Source organism: Halorussus sp. AFM4, assembly GCF_051194995.1.
Classification (GTDB): Archaea; Halobacteriota; Halobacteria; order Halobacteriales; family Haladaptataceae; genus Halorussus.
Genome location: NZ_JBNTJT010000006.1, coordinates 70,912 through 91,124 on the forward strand (window position 1 = coordinate 70,912; position 20,213 = coordinate 91,124).

Annotated in this window: 18 protein-coding genes and 1 pseudogene; 10 read left to right on the top strand and 9 right to left on the bottom strand. The window is 71.3% G+C overall.

Features of this window, described 5'->3' with window-relative positions:
* Nucleotides 1–11: 11 nt before the first annotated feature.
* Complete coding sequence (locus tag ACQUQF_RS22895) at nucleotides 12–1,034, top strand: hypothetical protein (RefSeq protein ID WP_435181608.1); 1,023 nt, start codon at nucleotides 12–14, stop codon at nucleotides 1,032–1,034.
* Between the two features lie 10 nt (nucleotides 1,035–1,044).
* Here the strand turns inward: ACQUQF_RS22895 and ACQUQF_RS22900 are convergent, their stop codons facing one another.
* Both ACQUQF_RS22900 and ACQUQF_RS22905 read right to left on the bottom strand, forming a co-directional pair.
* Nucleotides 1,045–2,538 (bottom strand): PAS domain S-box protein, encoded by a 1,494-nt coding sequence (locus tag ACQUQF_RS22900; protein ID WP_435181609.1) that lies wholly within the window; start codon nucleotides 2,536–2,538, stop codon nucleotides 1,045–1,047.
* A 271-nt stretch (nucleotides 2,539–2,809) separates the two neighbouring features.
* Nucleotides 2,810–3,328: a macro domain-containing protein gene (locus ACQUQF_RS22905; protein ID WP_435181610.1), complete on the bottom strand. Its 519-nt coding sequence runs from the start codon at nucleotides 3,326–3,328 to the stop codon at nucleotides 2,810–2,812.
* 217 nt (nucleotides 3,329–3,545) lie between these two features.
* On the opposite strand from ACQUQF_RS22905, the gene ACQUQF_RS22910 reads away from it, so the two are divergent.
* Nucleotides 3,546–4,979, top strand: coding sequence for an aryl-sulfate sulfotransferase (locus tag ACQUQF_RS22910; RefSeq protein WP_435181611.1), 1,434 nt, complete (start codon nucleotides 3,546–3,548; stop codon nucleotides 4,977–4,979).
* Nucleotides 4,980–5,255: 276 nt separating this feature from the next.
* Here ACQUQF_RS22910 and ACQUQF_RS22915 read toward each other — a convergent pair whose 3' ends face one another.
* Nucleotides 5,256–5,669, bottom strand: a complete 414-nt coding sequence (locus tag ACQUQF_RS22915; protein WP_435181613.1) for a hypothetical protein — start codon at nucleotides 5,667–5,669, stop codon at nucleotides 5,256–5,258.
* A gap of 187 nt (nucleotides 5,670–5,856) precedes the next feature.
* The gene (locus tag ACQUQF_RS22920) at nucleotides 5,857–6,069 is read right to left on the bottom strand and encodes a DUF7576 family protein (protein WP_435181615.1); all 213 of its coding nucleotides are present in this window, start codon (nucleotides 6,067–6,069) and stop codon (nucleotides 5,857–5,859) included.
* 143 nt (nucleotides 6,070–6,212) lie between these two features.
* On the opposite strand from ACQUQF_RS22920, the gene ACQUQF_RS22925 reads away from it, so the two are divergent.
* Both ACQUQF_RS22925 and ACQUQF_RS22930 read left to right on the top strand, forming a co-directional pair.
* Nucleotides 6,213–6,557, top strand: coding sequence for a KTSC domain-containing protein (locus tag ACQUQF_RS22925; RefSeq protein ID WP_435181617.1), 345 nt, complete (start codon nucleotides 6,213–6,215; stop codon nucleotides 6,555–6,557).
* Between the two features lie 105 nt (nucleotides 6,558–6,662).
* On the top strand, nucleotides 6,663–7,592 hold the full coding sequence (locus ACQUQF_RS22930; protein WP_435181618.1) for a universal stress protein: 930 nt from the start codon (nucleotides 6,663–6,665) through the stop codon (nucleotides 7,590–7,592).
* A 230-nt stretch (nucleotides 7,593–7,822) separates the two neighbouring features.
* Here the strand turns inward: ACQUQF_RS22930 and ACQUQF_RS22935 are convergent.
* A pseudogene (locus ACQUQF_RS22935) lies at nucleotides 7,823–8,134 on the bottom strand (thiamine-binding protein); the annotation flags it as partial.
* 199 nt (nucleotides 8,135–8,333) lie between these two features.
* On the opposite strand from ACQUQF_RS22935, the gene ACQUQF_RS22940 reads away from it, so the two are divergent.
* Complete coding sequence (locus ACQUQF_RS22940) at nucleotides 8,334–8,576, top strand: hypothetical protein (RefSeq protein WP_435181619.1); 243 nt, start codon at nucleotides 8,334–8,336, stop codon at nucleotides 8,574–8,576.
* Nucleotides 8,577–8,610: 34 nt separating this feature from the next.
* Here the strand turns inward: ACQUQF_RS22940 and ACQUQF_RS22945 are convergent, their stop codons facing one another.
* A complete protein-coding gene (locus tag ACQUQF_RS22945) occupies nucleotides 8,611–9,138 on the bottom strand; it encodes a helix-turn-helix domain-containing protein (protein WP_435181620.1) in 528 nt (175 codons plus the stop codon).
* Between the two features lie 263 nt (nucleotides 9,139–9,401).
* On the opposite strand from ACQUQF_RS22945, the gene ACQUQF_RS22950 reads away from it, so the two are divergent.
* Nucleotides 9,402–10,112, top strand: coding sequence for a ferritin-like domain-containing protein (locus ACQUQF_RS22950; protein WP_435181622.1), 711 nt, complete (start codon nucleotides 9,402–9,404; stop codon nucleotides 10,110–10,112).
* Nucleotides 10,113–10,148: 36 nt separating this feature from the next.
* Here the strand turns inward: ACQUQF_RS22950 and ACQUQF_RS22955 are convergent, their stop codons facing one another.
* On the bottom strand, nucleotides 10,149–10,535 hold the full coding sequence (locus tag ACQUQF_RS22955) for a VOC family protein (protein WP_435181624.1): 387 nt from the start codon (nucleotides 10,533–10,535) through the stop codon (nucleotides 10,149–10,151).
* Nucleotides 10,536–10,648: 113 nt separating this feature from the next.
* Between ACQUQF_RS22955 and ACQUQF_RS22960 the strand changes: the two genes are divergently transcribed.
* On the top strand, nucleotides 10,649–11,290 hold the full coding sequence (locus tag ACQUQF_RS22960) for a hypothetical protein (protein WP_435181625.1): 642 nt from the start codon (nucleotides 10,649–10,651) through the stop codon (nucleotides 11,288–11,290).
* A gap of 12 nt (nucleotides 11,291–11,302) precedes the next feature.
* Here ACQUQF_RS22960 and hflX read toward each other — a convergent pair whose 3' ends face one another.
* Nucleotides 11,303–12,613, bottom strand: a complete 1,311-nt coding sequence (hflX, locus tag ACQUQF_RS22965) for a GTPase HflX (protein ID WP_435181627.1) — start codon at nucleotides 12,611–12,613, stop codon at nucleotides 11,303–11,305.
* Nucleotides 12,614–13,011: 398 nt separating this feature from the next.
* Between hflX and ACQUQF_RS22970 the strand changes: the two genes are divergently transcribed.
* The 3 genes from ACQUQF_RS22970 (at nucleotide 13,012) to ACQUQF_RS22980 (ending at nucleotide 18,538) form a co-directional block, all read left to right on the top strand.
* A complete protein-coding gene (locus ACQUQF_RS22970; protein WP_435181629.1) occupies nucleotides 13,012–14,598 on the top strand; it encodes an acetolactate synthase large subunit in 1,587 nt (528 codons plus the stop codon).
* Nucleotides 14,599–14,697: 99 nt separating this feature from the next.
* Nucleotides 14,698–17,397, top strand: a complete 2,700-nt coding sequence (locus tag ACQUQF_RS22975) for a PAS domain S-box protein (protein WP_435181631.1) — start codon at nucleotides 14,698–14,700, stop codon at nucleotides 17,395–17,397.
* 85 nt (nucleotides 17,398–17,482) lie between these two features.
* Nucleotides 17,483–18,538, top strand: coding sequence for a halocyanin domain-containing protein (locus tag ACQUQF_RS22980; RefSeq protein ID WP_435181632.1), 1,056 nt, complete (start codon nucleotides 17,483–17,485; stop codon nucleotides 18,536–18,538).
* Between the two features lie 54 nt (nucleotides 18,539–18,592).
* On the opposite strand, the gene ACQUQF_RS22985 is transcribed toward ACQUQF_RS22980, so the two are convergent.
* Entirely contained in the window at nucleotides 18,593–19,996 is a 1,404-nt protein-coding gene (locus tag ACQUQF_RS22985) for an NAD-dependent succinate-semialdehyde dehydrogenase (RefSeq protein WP_435181633.1), read from the bottom strand.
* Between the last annotated feature and the right edge of the window lie 217 nt (nucleotides 19,997–20,213).

The window sequence follows — 20,213 nt, forward strand, 5'->3', positions numbered from 1 at the left end:
TCCGGCCGGGTATGAGCCTCTACGAGCGGGTATCGGACCTCCCGCTGACCGTCGAGTCGGTCGCGTACGACCGCCTGGAGCGCGAGACCGCGAAGTTCACCCGGGCGACGACCGTGGTGTCGCTGGCCGGCGAGGGGGAGGTCGGGCGGGGCGAGGACGTGACCTACGACGCCGACCTGCACCCGATCCCCGACCGGTTCGACCTGACGGGCGAGTACACCGTCGACTCGTTCTCGGCCGCGCTGGCCGACCTCGACCTCTTCCCCGACGCCGACCCCGACGCCCACTTCCGGCACTACCGCCGGTGGGCGTTCGAGAGCGCGGCGCTCGACCTCGCGCTCCGGCAGGCCGACACCCACCTGGGCGAGCGACTCGACCGGTCGTACGACCCGGTGCGCTTCGTGGCGAGTCCGCCGCTGGGCGACCCGCCGAGCGCCGACGCCGTCCGGCGGTGGCGCGAGCGCGACCCGGACCTGGAGTTCAAGCTCGACGCCGACGACGGCTGGACCGACGACCTGGTGGCCGACCTGGCCGGCGCGGGCGTCCGGGTGGTCGACTTCAAGGCGCTCTACGAGGACGCCGACGTGGCCGGCAGCGCCGACCCCGACCTCTACCGGCGGGTGGTCGAGGCGTTCCCGGACGCGGTGCTCGAGGACCCGGCGTGGACCGCCGCCACCGCGGCCGCGCTCGACCCGGCCAGCGACCGGGTGTCGTGGGACTACCCCGTGACCGGCGTCGAGAGCGTCCGGGACCTCCCGTTCGAGCCCGACTGGCTCAACGTCAAGCCCTCGCGGTTCGGCTCGGTCGAGTCGCTGCTCGACACCGTCGAGTTCTGCGAGGACCTCGGCATCGAGATGTACGGCGGCGGGCAGTTCGAGCTCGACGTCGGCCGGCGCCAGCTCCACCTGCTGGCCGCGCTGTTCTACCCCGACTCGCCCAACGACGTGGCGCCGAGCGCGTACAACGACCCCGACCCGCCGGCCGACCTGCCCGGCAGCCCGCTCTCGATCGGCGACGTCCGCGGGTTCAGGTGAGCGTCGGCCGCTACCGGACCGCGACCTCGAAGCGCGCACCGCCGAGTTCGCTCTCGCCCAGCGAGACGGTCCAGCCGTGGGCGTCCGCGATGCTCCTGACGATGGAGAGGCCCAGCCCAGACCCGTCATCGGTGGTCGTGTGGCCGTGCTCGAAGACCTTCTCGCGCTCCTCGTCCGGGATCCCCCGTCCGTCGTCCTCGACGTAGAAGCCGACCGCGTCGCTCAGCGGGCCGACGCGGACGGTCACGTCCGCGTCCGAGCGAGGGCTCGTCGAACCGTGTTCCACCGAGTTCCGGAACAGGTTCTCGAACAGCTCCTGCAGCCGCCCGCCGTGGGCCTCTATCTCGACGAGGTCGCCCGCGACGTCGAGCGTCGCGTCTCCCGTCGAGACGTTCGCCCACGCCCGACGGACCGCGGCTTCGAGGTCGACGGACTCGGTGTCGCTGACGTCCTGGCCCTGCCGGGCCAGCTCCAGCAGGTCCTCGATGAGCGACTCCATCCGGGCCAGCGCCGACTCGGTCTTCTCGAAGTGGCGGTCGACGCCGGTCTCGCGGGCGAGTTCGAGGTGGCCCTGCGCGACGTTGAGGGGGTTGCGGAGGTCGTGGCTCACGACGCTGGTGAACTCCCGGAGCCGCTCGTTCTTTCGCTCCAGCTTCCGCTTGCGCTCCCGGCGCTGGGTCACGTCGCGGGCCGACCCGAGGTGGGCGCCCTGGCCGTCGTACGTGATTGCCTGGACGCTGAGTTCGAGGTACCTGACTTCGCCCTCCCGGGTCCGGATGCGGAGCTGGTAGTGGGGCGTCTGGCCCTCGTTCTTCCGGCGCTCGACGAGCCGGCGGACCCGGTCGACGTCGTCCTCGTGGACCACGTTCCACACCGGCATCCCGATGAGCTCCTCGCGGTCGTACCCGGTGAGCTCCGACACCCGGTCGTTGACGAACTGGAACCGCTCGTCGTCGTGGATGAAGATGGCGTCGTGGCTCCCCTCCACCAGCGTCCGGTACTTCTCCTCGCTCTCGCGCAGCGCCGCCTGGGAGTCGATGCGCGAGACCACCGCCGAGACGTGCGACAGCAGCAGCTCCGCGAGCTCGCGGTCGTCCTCGTCGAACGCGTCGGTCTCCCGGGAGCCGGCCTGGAACACCCCCCGGTCGCCCACCGGGACGCTGAGAATCGACCGGTACTCCTGCTGGACCGGTTCGGCCTCGTCCATCCGGCGCACGTCGGCGACGACGAACGACTCGCCGGTCTGGTACGTGCGGCCGGCGATCCCCTGGTCGGCCGCCAGCGACTCGTACCCCTCGGTGGGCATCTCCGTGGAGGTGGCCACCGGGACCAGGTAGCCGTCCTCCTCGACGTCGATGCCGCAGATGTCGAACTCCAGGATCTCCTCGGCGGCCTCGACGCCGAGCCGGTAGACCGCCGACTCGTCGTGGCAGCCCTCCATCTCGGAGGCGACCTCGTGGAGCTCCTCTATCTTGCGTTTCTCCTCGCGCAACTCCTCGCTCATGGTCGTGGTCGGTTTCCCGCCGGACTCCGGCGCCGCGCCCCGGGGCCGCCGGGCGGCACCGCGGCGGTGCCGACCCCTCTCGGGCCGGGCTCGGTCGGTAGGTCGTCACCGGGGATAGAAGTAGATTTCCCCGGTCCGCGGTTCGAACGTCCCCGCCGCGGGGTCGGCTGAGGGCTCCCGGCGGCCGTCCGGCGGTTCGAGCGCATGTGGGTTGGTCTCCGACGAACCTTACGGATTACTGGTAAAAACAGATTTCGTTACAGTGCGGAAATCACACATTTACTCGCTCTCTCACGTCCTCGGCGACCGACCGGACCGTCTCGTACTCCTCGTCGCCGTACGCGACGAACCGGACGTCCGACAGCGAGTCGGCCTCGTGGGCGGCGAGCTCCTCGCAGATGATGCGAGCGCCCTCCCGGAGGTCGAACCCCGCGACCCCGCAGCCGAGCGCGGGAACCACGAGCGACTCCGCCCCCAACTCCTCGGCCGCCGCCAGGCTGTTGCGGGTCGCGTCCCGGACGCTCTCGGCTGTCGCCTGCCCGTCGCCGTAGTGTGGCATCGCGGCGGCGTGGATCACGTAATCGGCGTCAAGGTCGTAGGCGTCCGTGACCGCCGCCTCGCCCAGGTCGATCGGCCCCTTCGCCATCGCCGCCTCGTTCAGCTCCTCGCCGGCCGCCCGGCGGAGCGCGCCCGCCACGCCGCTGCCCATCCGGAGGCTGGTGCCCGCGGCGTTGACCAGCGCGTCGGCCCGCTGGTCGGCGATGTCGCCCTGGATGACGCTGAACTCCATACGCGGGCCACGTCCGCCGGGCCAAAAGGCGTGACGGTCCGGGCGACCCGGCGGGCGGCGCGGAGGCGGGGGCACTGCCGGCGCGGCGGTGTCACCGACCGGGACCCGGGGCGTCGTCTCGACCGGGACGCGAGGCGCCGCCTCCGAGTAGATTTTCGCCCTGCGTCGCCGGAAAGAGGACAAAACCCATATATTCCGGCTGGCTGTATCGGGGTGTATGCCGAACGACTGGAAGGCGCGCCTCTCCCGGCCCTGGGTGGTCCGCGCCGTCGTGTTGCTGGTCATCGTGTCGCTACTCGCCCCCTCCGCGGTCTCCGCGCTCACGTACGAGCCCTCCCACTCCGACCTCCAGAAGGGGACGATCGAGTCCCCGGCGGAGGGGACGACTGTCATCTCGATACAGGGGTTCAAGTTCCAGGGGCAGTCGAGCGGGAAGAAGCCCGCCCGCATCGTGGGCGTCGGCCCCCGGGGTGACGTGAAGTGGATCCACAACGGGAGCAACCTCGACGTCACGTGGTTCTACGACGTCGACCCCGTCAACGGGAGCAACCTGCTGGTCAGCGGGACCCGCAAGGGCGGGACCACCGTCTACGAGTACGACCCACAGAGCGACGAGATCGTGTGGCGCGAGCGGTTCGACCACGTCCACGACACCCACGACGTCGACCTCATCAACGGCGACCAGCTGCTGCTCGCCAACATGCGGAACTACAACACCACGACCGAGGTCAACGAGGACCGCATCTTCATCTACGACCGCGGCAGCGACGAGGTCGTCTGGGAGTGGCAGTTCCGCAAGCACACCGACTGGACCAAGAAGCAGGGCGGCACCTACGCGGCCCCGCCGCCGAAGAACGACTGGACCCACGTCAACGACGTCGACAAGATCGCCGAGGGGCAGTACCTGGTCTCGCCGCGCAACATGGACCAGGTGATGGTCATCAACCGCTCGACGAAGGAGATCGACATGCGGCTCGGCAGCGACCAGAACTACTCGGTGATGCACGAGCAGCACAACCCCCAGTACCTGGAGAGCGCGAACGGCACGCCGACGATCCTGGTCGCCGACTCCGAGAACGACCGCATCGTCGAGTACGCCAAGCGCGGGCAGAACTGGGAGCGGACGTGGCAGCTGGGCTCCTCGAAGAGCCTCAACTGGCCGCGGGACGCCGACCGCCTCCCGAACGGTAACACCCTCGTGGTCGACTCGATGAACAACCGCGTGATGGAGATCACCCCGTCGGGCAAGATCGTCTGGGAGTTCTACGCGCCCTGGGCCCCGTACGACGCCGAGCGCATCACCTTCGGCGACGAGGCGGCGGAGGCCGAGAACCTCTCGACCATCGCCGACATGAACGCGAAGGGCGAGTACGCCATCACCAACAGCGCGGGGCTGACCCCCGGCACGGGCGACCGCCTGACGTTCGCCCAGTGGATGTCGGCCGCGTTCGCCGGCACCCCGATCGCCGAACCGGTCGACGCGTTCGCCGAGCGGTGGGCCCACGTCACGCCGTGGATCCGCCCGGTCTGGATGGGCCCGTGGGACTTCGTCGCCGCGGTGTTCGCCGCCCTCCTGCTGATCGTCTGGGCGCTCGGCGAACTCGTCTACAACCGCGAGCGCATCACCAGGGGCGTCCGGCGAATCGCCTGAGGGGACTCCGCTGCGCTCCGAGGGTCGATCGTCGCTCGGTATCGCCCCTCTCCTCGGGGAATCGGCGTTTGGTAGAACGTGACTACTCTCCTGATACGTCCTGCGCTCGGATTCCTCCTCCTGAGAGACCACCCCGTCGGAGCCGAAACACGAGATACCGCGGAGGATCAGCAGGCGAGCCGCTGTCCGGATCAGCGAGCCGTTAGACACCGCGGCTCTCGAACGCTGAAAACGTCAGCTGACGGCGAACCGCGGAACCGAGAACCGTAACGGGACCTACGAACCGTCGCACGAAGCGGTGTCGACGAGGAGTTCCGCACCGTCGACACCGGCGGCGAGGGTGACGATTCCGGTGGTCGAGCAGTCCGTGATCTCCCACTGGACGCTGCGTTCGAGCGCCGGGTTCGGGTCGTCGACGGCGCCTGTGAACCGGTACGTGTCGGCGGTGACCTGCCGCTCGAGGACCGTCGAACTTTCCGGGTCCAGCACGACGGATTCACCGATGGGGTCGGAGTCGTCCGTCCTCGTGAGCTGGACCCACATCTCTCGTCGGTCGTCCGTCGCGTTCGTGACGCTGATCAGAATCGGCGTCTCCGAACCGAACGACCGGACCGACTGGCATCCCGCGAGGGCGGTCAGCCCGCCCGCACCGAGCGCGAGAACGCGTCGACGCGCGACTGGAGGGCACATGTCCGAACTGTGATCGAGTACTGGTTAGAGCTTTGTGGTAACGGACCAGTTCCCTCCGAGATTCTCGTCCCGGACGCTTCCGGCATCGAAGTCGGTGAATCCGCCGAGGAACCCGGTGTCCCGGAACGCGGTGCCCGCCCGGGATGGATCCCGTGACTGGTGACTCCCCTCGGCTCGCCGCAGTTCCTCACTCCCCGGAGTCGCGCTCGGCTTTCCACTGCTCGATGCAGTCCTCGCTGCAGAAGTGGTAGGTCCGCGCGACCACGTCGCCGACCTCCGAGACGCTCTCCTCGCGGAACATCGGATGGGGCTCGAACAGGTCGATCGTCTTCCCGCAGACGACGCAGCCCACGTACTGGCTCTCGGCCTCGCCCTCGTACTCGCCGTACAGCTCTGGCATACCGAACGGTACGCTGGCGACAGGGGTATGTGTACCGCCGCGAGTTCGGCGCGCCGGGTCCCGCTCCCGGCGCCGGCCGCGCCCGCGTCCGCGGCCCGTCGACGGCCGATGCATTCAGTGGCGCTCGCGACGTGTCCCGGGTCATGAAGGCCGTCACGGTGGCCGGCGACCGCATCGAGTGCGACCAGCTCGAGGAGGGCCGGCACGGGGTCGTGCTGTACCACGCCGACCGCGTCGTCGGGTACGTCCCGTACGAGCGCTTGGAGCGGGTCGCCGAGACCCGGAGCCCGGTCGCGTCGAGCTCGATCCGGTCGATCGGCTACGACGACGAGGAGGAGACCCTGGAGGTCGAGTTCGAGAGCGGCGGCGTCTACCGGTACGCCGACGTGTCCCGCGAGACCTACGAGGCGTTCCTCGGCGCGCGCTCCCACGGGTCGTACTTCCACGAGAACGTCCGCGGGCAGTACGACTACCACCGCATCCGATGACAGCACCGCCGGCGTCGACGCCTGTCGCTCCGGTCCGGTTCGACGACGGTCGGAATCGGCCGACGGTCGTTAAAGCCGGCGGGTCGTAGTCGGGCGAACGCGGACATGTTCGACCGGATCGCGGTACCGACCGACGGGAGCGAGGGGGCCGAGCGCGCCGCCGGCCACGCCCGGGCGTTCGCGCGGACCTTCGGCGCGACGGTCCACGTCGTCAGCGTCGCGGACGAGCGCCGGCGGGCGACGACCGACTCCGCGGAAACGACCGACTCCGCTGCGACGACCCCCGCGACGGACGGCGAGGGCACAGACCGCCGCGACAGGCTCGAACGGGAGGCCCGGGCGGCCATCGCCGCGGCCGCGGACCTGCTCGGCGACGGCGTCGCGGTCGAGACCGACCTCCTGCACGGCCGGCCCCACGAGGCCATCCTCGGCTACGTCGCCGACCGAGACGTCGACCTCGTGGTGATGGGGACCCACGGCCGGACCGACCTCCGGCGGGCGCTCGTGGGCGGGACCACCGAGCGCGTGGTGCGGCTCTCCGAGCGACCGGTGCTCACCGTCGGCCCGGACGCCGACCCGGCCGACGGCTACGGGACCGTCCTGATCCCGACCGACGGGAGCGACGGCGTCGAACCCGCGGTCGACTGCGGGCTCGCGGTGGCCGCGGCCTTCGGCGCGACCGTCCACGCGCTCTACGTCGCGGACGTCCGGAGCTTCGTCGCCGACGAGGAGGCCGACGTCGAGGCGCCCGACGCGGCGCTCGACCTGCTCGAAGATCGCGGCGAGGACGCGGTCCGGTCGGTGGTCGAGCGAGCGGGCGACCGCGGCCTCGACGCCGCCGGCGACGTGGTCGACGGCGTGCCCTCCCGGGCCATCGTCGACGCCGCCGCCGACCGCGACGCCGACCTCGTGGTGCTGGGCACCCGCGGCCGGACCGGCCTCGACCGCCTGCTGCTGGGTAGCGTCGCCGAGAAGGTGCTGCGGCGGGTCGACTGTCCGGCGCTGACCGTGCGGCGGAGCGACGACGAGGAGTGATGCGGGCGGCCCGCCCGGTCGACTCAGTCCGAGCGGGGCGACGTCGTCCGGAGGTACCGCGACCCGGTGCGTCGGGGCTCGGTCTGCGGCGCGCCGGCGTCCCGGACGTGACGCGGCGGCTCGGCGGTCGGAGTCCGGGACCGACGCGGGCCGCCGTACCGGTCCGGGCCGCCGGCGGCGCGGCGGTCGCCGGTCGCGCTCGCCACCGCGTCCCCGCTCTCGGCCGACTTCTGGCGCTCCCGCTTGGCGGGGTGGCCGAGCCGGCGCTCGACCGACGCCACCCGGTCTTCCCGGGGTCGGTCGCGGGTGCGGTCGTCGTCGATCTCCACCGACGTGATGACCCGGTCGCCCGCCACCGCGCGGTGGGCCGCCTCGACCGCGTCGAACACCTCCGAGAGGTCGTCGGCCTCGATCACCGTGTCGGTCGGCGTCGTCTCGTAGTTCACCTCGAACGCCTCGAGCGCGGCGACCGCGCTGGCGACCGCGTCGGACATGCTCCCCTCGCTGGCCGGGATGACCTCGAACCGCGCGACGACGGTCACGCCGTCTCACCTCGCGGGCGGACGGTTCGTCCGGGCTCCGGCGTGGGCTGGCTGGCTGTCATGGTCCGGGTGAGGTACGCCGACGCGGCGCAAAGTCCTTTCTTCGCGCGGGCGACAGCGTCAGGTTCCCGACACCCGAGGTGACGGCCCGCCGGCAGGTGTGCGAACAGTTACCGTCGATGGCCGCGTACCCCTGACTATGGCAGGCGAATCGCTCGGACGGCGGGCGCCGCGGCGACGAGTGGACCGGATGCGGGAGCTCGAGCGACGGGTCGGCCGCCTCGAGGCCGAACTCGCGTGGCTCCGCCGGGCGGTCGAGGCCGACGGGGAGGACGCCGGCGCGGTGGCGGTGGGCCCGTGCCCCGGGTGCGGCCGGGGCGTGCTGGTCCGGCGTCGCGACGAACTCCGGTGCTCGACCTGCGGGTACGTCACGTTCCTCTGAGGGGGTCGGTCCGGCCTCTCCGGGCCGATCGGACTCACTCGCGGCCCCGGGGCTCGGTCGAACTACCGTCGGCCGACGATGACTCCGCGACTGCAGCGAGCTTCTCCTGGTCCATCTCGTCGAGCAGCGCCAGCGCATCGGTCACCCACTCGAGCAGCCCCTCGCGGTGGCGCCGACGCATCTCGCCCAGCGAGACGGGGCTGTACACGTGGACCCGGCCGCCCTCGGCGAGCGACTTCTCGCCGTACTCCACGACGCCGAGGTCGCGCAGTTGGTTGAGCTGCCGGGTCACGGTGGTACGGTTGATGTCGAGCGCGCTGGCGATCTCGTCGGTCGTCGCCTCGTCCTCCTCCATCAGGTGGACGGCGATCGCTATCCCGCGCTCGGAGACGTCGAAGACCTCCGGCAGGAGCGACTCCAGTTCGGGTTCGCTGACCGCGTCGGCCGCGATCGAGTCCATCTCCGTCCCGCAGCACTCAGGGCTACCGTCGTCGATGGCGACCGAACCGCAGTCCCGGCAGGCGTACGCGGCGACGCGCGAGCGGTCTTCGTCGGAAGTCACGCTACCGACTATCGGCGGAGAGGCCCAAAGTTGTTCTCCCGGCGGCGACGCTCTGCATCTCGGTACAACGGTCGGGACGGTAGCCGAAATGCAGCGTTACCTCACAAACAATTCTCGCGTACTACACCTGCGCGGTCCCTCGACTGACGTGGCTGCAACCGGTGGCCGGGGCAGAGCGGACTGCTCTGCCGACCACCGAGTTCGAAAGCAGTCGTAGCGGCGAGTCACCACCGGAGCGGACGACACAGTCCACGGAGACATCCATGACGAACGAAAACAACGAGTTCGAGGCGGACGGGCGGAACGCGCGAATAGAGACGGTTACCGAGAACCTGGGGCGAGCGTTCGACTCCCGACGGGGGTTCCTGAAGAAGGGGGCCGCCGCGTCCGCAGCGGGCCTCGGCCTCTCGGCGGGCGCCGGCAGCGCCGCGGCGTCGGGCGACAGCGGTCAGAAGTACGTCGACACCCTCAACTACGCGCTCACGCTCGAGCGACTGGAGGCGACGTTCTACTCGCGCGGACTCGGGGAGTTCAGCGAGGACGACCTCGTCGAGTCCGACCTCATCGACGACTTCGGCGAGCCCGTGCAGTCGACCCTGTACGAGCAGTTCGAGGCGATCGAGAGCCACGAGGAGGCGCACGTCGACGCGCTCGTGAGCGCGGTGGAGAAGCTCGGCGGAGACCCCGTCAGCGAAGACGAGGTGGCGTTCACCTTCGACCTGAGCAGCCCGGAGACGTTCATCAAGACGGCACAGACCCTCGAGACGACCGGGGTCTCGGCCTACGACGGAGCCATCGACCTGCTGAGCGGGAGCGACGAGCTGTTGACCGCCGCGGCGACCATCGCCACGGTCGAGGGCCGACACTCGGCGTACCTCAACGGGCTCACCGGGAAGTCGCCCTTCCCGGACGCGTTCGACGAGCCCCTTCCGCCGGAGAAGGTGCTCGACATGATTCAGCCGTTCCTCGAGTGACGAGCCCGTAGCGGGTCGATCGCCTTCGTCCCTTTCTCAGTCGCCGTAGTGCGCGAACTCCGCGAGGTTCCCGTCCGGGTCGCGGACGTAGACGGACTCCGTCTCGCCGCGGGCGCCGACTTTCGCGACCGGCCCCGCGACGAGTTCCACGCCCGCGTCGGCGAACCGCTCGGCGAGCGCCGCGACCGGTTCGTCGACGACGAGACAGAAGTCGGCCGAACCGGGCGCGGGGTCGGCCGCGTGGGGGTCGTACTCGTCGCCGGCCGGGTGGACGTTCAGCTTCGCGTTCCCGAACGTCAGCGCGACCCGGCCGTCGCCGAACGCCTCCCTGTCCGCGACGCCCAGCGTCTCGGCGTAGAACTCGCAGGTCTCCTCGACGTCGGTCGCGTACAGGACCAGGTGGTCGATCGCAGTGACTGCCATACCGTCCCCTCGCGGGGTGGCACCGAAAGTCTGTGCCCGGGCGCCTCGCCTCTCCGTGCGGACCGCCCGGCTCACGTCAACTTTGAAGTCTCCCCTCCGCGAACGTCAACTCGATGTCACTCATCGAGCGCCTGCTCGGCGACGACGGCGACGACGCGCAGGACCGGATCGAGACCGCCCGCGAGGCCGCCGACGACGCCCTCCAGCAGCGCGTCGACGGCGACGCGCGCGGCATCGAGGACGCGGCCGTGACCGGCGTCGCGGTCGTCAACGAGGGCCCCGACGACGAGCCCGTGACCGTCCCCATCGCGCGGTTCTCGCTCGGCGAGGACGTCGAGTCGCCCGACTTCGACCTCGTGTGGGACCTGGTCGGCGAGGCGATCAGCGCCCTGGCGCCCGCTTTCGAGACCGAGGACGTGTTCGTCCGCCACTTCGACGTCCAGTTCACGTTCGACGGGGACGAGCTGTTCGAGGCCGAGGAGTGCCGCCGGGTCGCGGTCCCGCCCGAGCTCGCCGACCGGTTCGTCTCGGCGGCCGGCTTCGGCGTCGACGACCTCCGGGCCGCGGTCGAGGACGGTCACGACATCGACGACGAGGTCGCGCCGGTCGCGTGGGGCGAGTGCAAGGACTATAGCCGCAACGCCGGGATGGCGGTCATCGCCGCGAGTTCCGCCGCGAGCGCCAGCGCCGCCAGTTGCGCCGGGGCGGGGAGCGCGGCCGCGGGCTGCGGCGGCGCCGGCGCGGGCGGCGTCTGAAGCCGACTTCCGTCAGCCGTCGACCGGCTCGGCGCCGAGTGCCTCGGCCTTCGCCTCGGCGCGCTCGGCGATGGAGGGTCCGGCCGCGAACGCGACCCGGACCTCGTCGCCCTCGTAGGTCACGTCGCGGACGTCCGCGTAGTCGTAGAGCCACGAGACGAGACTCATCGCGTCGTCGCGGTTCGGCAGCACGAGCTCGGCTGTCCGCCGGTCGGGCAGCGCCGCGGCGATGCGTTCGCGGAGCGCGTCGAGGTTCCGCCCCGCCGCGGCGCTGACGGCGACGGGGTCGGAGACGAGCTCCCGGATCGCGTCTTCGCGGGCGGCGAGTTCGTCGTCGGACAGCAGGTCGACCTTGTTCAGCACCGGGACGACCTCGCCCTCGGCGTCGGCGAGCAGGTCCAGGCCGGTCTCGACCTTCCGGCGGAGCTCGGCGGGCGGGTCGCTCGCGTCGGCGACCAGGGCGACGCAGTCGGCGTCGCCGGTCGCCGAGAGGGTGTCGTGGAACGACGCGACCGTCTCGTGGGGCAGGTCGTCGACGAACCCGACGGTGTCGGTCACCAGCGTCCGGTACCCCTCGACGGTGGCCCGGCGCGTCGTCGTGTCGAGGGTCTCGAACAGCCGGTCGCGCACTTCGGCCGTGCCCTCGAGGTCGTCGTGGTCGGGCTCGCGGGCCGCGAAGTCGAGGTCGTCGGCGAGCCGGTGGAGCAGGGTCGACTTCCCGGCGTTGGTGTAGCCCGCGAGCGCGACGAACGCGAACCCCTCCTCGCGTCTGCGCCGGCGCCGGGCCGCCGCGTCGTCGCCGCGCTCGGCGAGCTTCCGGTCGAGTTCGTCGATTCGCCGCTCGATGTCGCGGACGCGCCGGCCGCCCCGCTCGTCGTGCGCGAGGTCCTCGCCCGCCAGTTCGCGGGTGATCCGCTCGCGGACGCGGGGCAGGTCGTACGCCAGCCGGGCGCGCTCGACCTGGAGCGCGGCCCGCTCGCCGCCGGCCCGCGCCGCGAAGACGTCGAGCACGAGCCTGCGCCTGTCGAGGACCGCGGTTCCATCGGGACACGCCTCGGCGAGCGCGCAGTGCTGGCCCGGCGAGAGGTCGTTGTCGACGACGACCGCGTCGGCGCCGACCCGGGCGGCAGTCGCTGCGAGCGCCTCGACCTTGCCCGGGCCGAGGTTCGCGGCGGGGTGTTCGGCGCGCGTCTGGGTCACCGCCGCGGCGACCTCGTACCCGGCGGCCTCGGCTAGGCTCCGTATCTCGTCGGCGTCGGGCGCGCCGGCGTCGGCGTCGTCCGGGTCGGCGCGCTTTGCGATGACTGCGTCCTGTGATTGCATAGGTGAGTGATTCGTGGTGGTGGCGATCGCTCGTCGCTGCCCCGACTCGGTGCGGCGATGCGAGGCGAACCCGCCTCGCGGCGACTATATCGCGAGCCCGGACCGGACGACGCCCTGCGGACGCGACGGTTTGCCCCCTAGCGACCACGGAATCCAGCGACGGTGCGACGACAGCCTTTGCTTCGGGCTATCGGCACTGGAGCTGCGGAGACGCCTCGTTCGTCGCGACCGCGGACGTTCGGCCGGTCAGCGGCGGAGGAGAGAGGTCTTCATACGACCGTGACAGCACGTTGTCGGGAAACCGTGATAAAGATTCGGGACCCGCGGGTTGGTGTAACGCGGGGCGGCCGCGAGTCCGGCAACCGGACCTATGGGCCGGGAGGTCGTACGCCGGGTGCATGAACACCGCAGAGGTCCTCGTGGCAGGGCTCGAATCGGAGGGCGTCGAGTACGTGTTCGGCCTGCCCGGCGAGGAGAACGAGGCGACGATGTTCGCGCTCCGGGACTCCGAGATCACCTTCGTCCCGGTGCGCCACGAGCAGGGCGCGGCCTTCATGGCCGACGTCTGGGGCCGGCTCACCGGCGACGCGGGGGTCTGCCTCTCGACGCTGGGGCCGGGCGCGACCAACCTCCTGACCGGGGTGGCCGACGCGAACCTCGACAAGGCGCCGCTGGTGGCGATCACCGGCCAGGGCGGGCTCGAGCGCCTCCACAAGGAGAGCCACCAGGCCATCGACGTGGTCGACATGTTCGAGCCGGTGACCAAGTGGAACGCCCAGATCTCGGACCCCGGCATCGTCCACGAGTCGGTCCGGAAGGCGTTCAAGACCGCCGAGTACGAGAAGCCCGGCGCGACCCACCTCGAACTCCCCGAGGACGTCGCCGACGAGGACTGCGAGGTCCGGCCGATGGCCCAGCGGAGCCGCGTCAGGCGGCCCGAGCCCGACGTCCCGTCGCTCGACCGGGTCCGGGACCTGCTGGCCGGGGCCGACCGGCCCATCGTCATCGCGGGCAACGGCGCGGTCCGGACCGGCGCCAGCGACGCGCTCCGGGAGTTCGTCCGGACGTACGACCTCCCAGTGGCGGCCACCTACATGGGCAAGGGCGCGGTCCCGGACGACGACGACCACTCGCTGCTGACGCTCGACTCGGGCGACCACGAGGAGGCCTCCGACGCCATCGACTCGGCCGACCTCGTCATCACGGTGGGGTACGACATCGCCGAGCACGACCCCGCCGACTGGAACCCCACCGGCGAGACCACCGTGGTCCACGTCGACAGCGAGCCCGCCGAGGTGTACGAGCACTACAACCCCGACGTGGAGGTCGTCTCGGACATCGCGGCCGCAATCCGGGAGCTCGACGCCTGCTGCGACGAGATCGGCGCCGCCTTCGAGACCGACTGGTACGACGACCTGCGCGAGCACATCCTCGCGGACGTGACCGCCGACCCCGACGACGGCGACCCCTTCACCGTCCGGCGGGTGCTGCCCGCGCTCCGGGACGCGATGGCCGCCGACGACGTGCTGCTCTCGGACGTGGGCAGCCACAAGATGGCCATCGCCCAGAACTTCCTGACCTACGAGCCCAACACCTGCATCGTCTCGAACGGGCTGGCGTCGATGGGCATCTCGGTCCCCGGCGGGCTGGCGGCCGACCTCGCGGTCGACGCGAACGTGGTCGCCGCCACCGGCGACGGCGGGTTCATGATGAACGCCGCTGAGCTCGAGACCGCGACCCGGCTGGGCTGCGGCTACACCGTCCTGCTGTTCCGCGACGACGAGTACCGGCTCATCACCGAAGAGCAGGTCGAGCACCGCGGCGAGCACTTCGGCACCGAGCTCGGCAACCCCGACTTCCGGACGTTCGCCGAGAGCTTCGGCATCGAGGCTTACCGGCCCGGCGACTGGGACGAGCTCGAAGACGCCCTGGCGGCCGCGATCCCGAGCGACGACATGTCGCTGGTCGAGGTCGTCGTGGAGTAGGACGGCCGAACTCGGCGCCCGACGAGGCGGTCGGCCGGCGCTCGCGACCCCGGAGTCGGTTTCAGTGGGTTCTTTATCGCGGACCGCCTCCGGGTTACCGTGCAGTTACCGGGGGACTCAGACGCGGCGGCGTCCGCCCCTGTCCGCGTGCTCGCGGTCGGACGTCTCCCGTCCGGGGCGGGCGAGGGCGTCGGCGCGCTCGAATCGAACGCCGCGGGCGTGACCGTCGAGCTCGTCGAGACGGCCCGCGCCGCGCTCGACAGCCTCGAACGCGCTCCGGCGGCGTGCGTGGTCAGCGCCGCGGAGCTTCCGGACGCGGACGCGGTCGCGCTCCTCGACGGCGTCCGGGCGGCCGCGCCCGGCGCGCAGTTCGTCGCCGTCGGCGAGACCGCCGACGCCGACCTCGCCGAGGCGGTGCTGGCCCGCGAGCGAACCGACTTCATCCACTGGCGGGGCGAGCCCTACCAGCGCCGACAGCTGGTCCGGCGGGTCGAGAGCGCCTTGGCGCGCTACCGGGCCGAACGCGCGGCGGCGAACTGCGAGCGGAACGAGGCCGAGCCCGAGTCCGGGGCCGCGGACGACCTCGTCGGGGCCGCCCTCGACGCGCTCCCGGACGTCTTCTTCGTGCTCGACGCGCAGGGTCGGCTGGTCCACTGGAACGACCGGGCCAACGCGGTGACCGGGTACGACGACGAAGAGCTCGCCGGCCGGGACCCGACCGACTTCTTCGCCGGCGCGGCCGCCGACCGGGTCGCCGCGGCCGTCGGCCGGGTGTTCGAGGAGGGCCGGGCCAGGGTCGAGGCGCCGCTGGTGACCCGGGACGGCACCGAGATCCCCTACGAGTTCACCGGCGCCCTGATGACCGACGACGACGGCGACCCCGTCGGCATCGCGGGCGTCGGCCGGGACGTCACCGAGCGCAAGCGGCGGGAGGCCGACCTCGAGGCCTCGCGCGAGCAGTACCGCAAGCTGGTCGACACCGCGCCGGACGCCGTCTTCATCGTCGACGGCGACACCGGCGTCATCGTCGACACCAACGAGGCCGCCGAGGAGCTGCTGGGCAGGTCCCGCGAGGAGATCGTCGGGATGCACCAGACAGAGCTCCACCCGCCCGACGAGGCCGACCGCTACCGCCGCCTGTTCGAGGAGCACGTCCGGACCGGCGGGGTGGTGCGCGACGACGGCGACAACTACGTGGTCGACGCCGAGGGCCGCGAGATCCCGGTCGAGATCAGCGCGGGCATCACCGAGATCGGCGGCCGGACGCTCAACCAGGCGGTGTTCCGCGACGTCACCGAGCGCCGGCGCCGCGAGGAGACGCTGGCGACGCTCCGGTCGGTCACCCGCGACCTGATGGCGGCCGAGACCAGGGCCGAGATCTGCCGGATCGCGGTCTCGACGGCCCGCGACATCCTCGGGCTCCGGATCTGCGGGGTCCACCTGCTCGACGAGGCCGACCGCGCGCTCGAACCGGTCGCCGCGACGCCCGAGGCCGAGGAGCTGTTCGACGGCGTGCCGAGCTTCCCGGCGGGCGAGGGGCTGGCCTGGCGGGTGTACGAGTCGGGCGAGCCGGAGCTCTACGAGGCGGTCGGCGACCGGGAGGACGCCTACAACCCGGCGACCCCGATCGAGACCGAGATGATCCTCCCGCTGGGCGACCACGGCGTGCTCACCGCGGGGTCGACGGTGAGCGAGCGGCTCACCGAGGCGGACCTCGACCTCGCGAAGATCCTGGCGGCCAACACCGAGGCCGCGCTCGACCGGGCCGACCGCGAGCGGACCATCGAGCGCCAGCGCGACCAGCTCCAGGCCGAGCTCGACGAGGTGTTCGAGCGCATCGACGACGGCTTCGTCGCGCTCGACGACGAGTGGCGGTTCGTCTACGCCAACCGGCAGGCCCGCCGGCTGCTCGGCACGGGCGGGGCCGACCCGGTGGGCGACGTCGTCTGGGACGCGCTGCCCGAGCTCCGGGAGTCGGGCGTGCGCGAGGCGTTCCGGCGGGCGACCGAGACCCAGGAGCCGGTGTCCCACGAGGAGTACGTCGACGCGTTCGAGGCGTGGTTCGAGTTCCACGCCTACCCCTCCGAGAGCGGGCTGTCGGTGTACTTCCGGGACATCTCCGACCGGAAGCGCCGGGAGACCCAGCTCGAGCGCCAGAACGAGCGGCTCGAGTCGTTCGCCAGCATGCTGGCCCACGAGCTGCGCAACCCCCTCTCCATCGCCCAGATATACGTCTCGAACGCCGCGGCCGGCGACGAGACCGCGTTCGAGCAGGTCGAGGACGCGCTCGACCGGATGGACGACATGATCGACATCCTGCTGGTGATGACGCGGGGCTCGGACGCGACCATCGACCGGGAGCCGGTCGACCTCGCAGCGACCGCGACCGAGGTGTGGAGCGAACTCGCGACCGGCGACGCCCGGCTCAGCGTCGAGACCGACCGCGTCGTCGAGGCCGCGGGCAGCCACGTCCAGCACCTGCTGGAGAACCTGTTCAAGAATTCGGTCGAGCACAGTCCGACGAGTTCCGACTCGGGGGCCCGCGAGGACGCCCCGCTGACCGTCCGGGTCGGCGACCTCTCGTCGGGGTTCTACGTCGAGGACGACGGGCCGGGAATCCCCGAGGAGGACCGCGAGCGGGTGTTCGAGGCGGGCTACACCACGAACGACGCCGGCATCGGCCTCGGCCTGACGTTCATCTCCCAGCTCGCGGAGATCTACGACTGGGACTGCCGGCTCACCGAGAGCGAGGCCGGGGGCGCCCGGTTCGAGTTCTGCTCGGTGTCGGTCTTGGAGTAGGGGCCGAACATGTTCGCTCCGATTACCGCGGACCGGGAACCGGAGGGGGTTTATAACGCCCATTGGCCGGAACCTCCAGGTACCGATGAACTCCGATACCCCGCGTTCCGGCGGCGCACTGGACCGACGAACGTTCCTGAAGGGCGCGGCGGGCGTGGCCGGCGCGGCCGCGGTCGGCGCCGGCGCGAGCGTCCCCGCGGCGGCCCAGTCGCCCTTCGGCGGGTGGTTCGACGGCGTCTCGAACTACGACGGCGTGGTCGACGAGACCGGGAAGTCCGAGGTCACGGTCGAGGTCGGCGCTAGAGGCAACAACGGGAACTTCGCGTTCGGCCCGGCGGCGGTCCGGGTCGACCCCGGGACCACCGTGACCTGGAAGTGGACCGGGAAAGGCGGTTCGCACAACGTGGTCGCCGAGGACGGCTCGTTCGAGAGCAAACTGACCGGCGAGCAGGGCCACACCTTCTCTCAGAGGTTCGACCAGACGGGCATCGTGAAGTACGCCTGTTCGCCCCACAAGGCGATGGGCATGAAAGGGGCGGTCGTGGTCGGCGACGTGGCCGTCGAGTCGGCGACGACGTCGTCCGGTTCCGGGTCGAAGCAGTCGGGCGGGTCGAGTTCGGGAGGCGGATTCGGCTCCTGGTTCGACAACGTCTCGAACTACGAGGGCGTGGTCGACGGGACGGGCCGGTCGGCGGTCACGATCGAGGTCGGTGCGAAGGGCAACAACGGGAACTTCGCGTTCGACCCGCCGGCCGTGCGAGTCGACCCCGGTACGACGGTCGTCTGGAAGTGGACCGGCAAGGGCGGTTCGCACAACGTGGTCGCCGAGGACGGCTCGTTCGAGAGCCAGATGGCCGGGAGCGCAGGCCACGCCTTCGAGCACACCTTCGAGGAGACTGGCATCACGAAGTACGCCTGTTCGCCCCACAAGGCGATGGGCATGAAGGGCGCCGTCGTGGTCGGCAGCGAGGCGGCGTCCGAGGAACCCACTGCAGGGTCGCTCGACGGTGGCGGGTCCGGCGGCTCGGGCGGATCCGACCTCGAGGACACCCTCACGGTCGGGCTGGGCGGCGCGCTGGTGGTCGGCCTGCTCGGCCTCCCGGTCGCCGAGATGCGCAAGCGCCGGAAGGAGTCCCAGTAGGTCCGCCTCCGTTTCGGGGTCGACGGCTGCTCTCCTCCGGTCCGCGGTCGGCGGCTACTCCATCGAGACCTCGACGTCCTCCTCGCTCGCGTCCGCTTCCTGGACCCACACCGTCTTCTTGTTCACGAACTCCTCGATGCCGTGCTCGGCCAGCTCCCGGCCGTAGCCCGAGTCCTTCACGCCGCCGAAGGGGAGCCGCGGGTCGGACTTCACCAGCTCGTTGACGAAGGTCATCCCCGCGTCGATGCGGTGGGCGAGCCGCTCGCCGCGGTCGAGGTCGGTGGTCCACACCGACGCGCCCAGCCCCAGGTGGACGTCGTTGGCGACCTCGACGGCCTCCTCCTCGTCCTCGACCTCGAAGACGGCGGCGGCCGGCCCGAACACCTCCTCGCAGGCGGCCACCGCGTCCCGGGGCACGTCGGTCAGCACGGTCGGCGGGTAGTAGAACCCCTCGCGGTCGAGCGGTTCGCCGCCGAGTTCGAGGGTCGCGCCGTCGTCGACCGTCTGCTGGACCTGCTCGTGGAGCGACTCCATCAGGTCCTCGCGGGCCTGCGGACCGAGGTCGGTGTCCTCGTCGGTCGGGTCGCCTACGGTCAGGGCGTCCATCTCCGCGACGAATTTCTCGACGAACTCGTCGTACGCGTCGGTGTGGACCACAAACCGCTTGGCCGCGATGCACGACTGGCCGGCGTTGAGCGTCCGGGCCTGCGCGCCGACCCGGGCGGCCGCCTCGAGGTCGGCGTCGTCGAGCACCACGAAGGGGTCCGACCCGCCGAGTTCGAGCACCGACTTCTTGAGGTTCTCGCCCGCGGTCTTCGCCACCGAGCGGCCCGCCCGGGCGCTGCCGGTCAGGGTGACCGCCTTCACGCGGTCGTCCTCGATGACCTGCTCGGCCCGGTCTGAGTGGACGATGAGCGACTGGAAGACGCCCTCGGGGTAGCCGGCCTCCTCGAACACGTCCTGGATGGCCTCGGCGCACCCGGGGACGTTCGAGGCGTGCTTGAGCAGGCCGACGTTGCCCGCGGTGAGGTGGGGCGCCGCGAACCGGAACACCTGCCAGAACGGGAAGTTCCACGGCATGACCGCCAGGATCGGCCCCAGCGGCTCGTAGGAGACGTACGTCTCGGCGTGGGCCGGGCCCGGGTGGTGGTCGTCCTGGAGGTGCTCGGCCGCGTTCTCGGCGTAGTAGTCGCAGACCCACGCGCACTTCTCGACCTCCGAGCGCGCCGACGAGAGGGGCTTGCCCATCTCGCGGGTCATCAGCTCGGCGTACTCGTCGGCGTTCTCCCGGAGCACGTCGCCGGCGTCGGCCAGCAGCTGCTGGCGCTTCAGCATCGGCACGTCCTTCCACTCGTCGAAGGTCTCCACCGCCGCGTCGAGCGCGGCGTCGACGTCCTCCTCGGAGTCGTCCGGTATCGGTTCGAGCGCCTCGCCCGTCGCGGGGTTGGTGCGGTCCATGACGTGCGCGCTACGACCCCCAGCGGGTTGTAGCTTCGGGCGATCTGCGCCGGCGTTCGCCGCACAGCACGCCCCCCGCACAGCACACCCCCTTAACAGATGGGCGCGGGCTGTCTTCGCCCGCCGCCGACCGACCCGGCCCCTCGTCCGGCGATAGTTCGCCCTCGCCAGGCTAGGCACTCTTTGTTCGCGGGCAAGCCGAGCGTACCGTCACAAG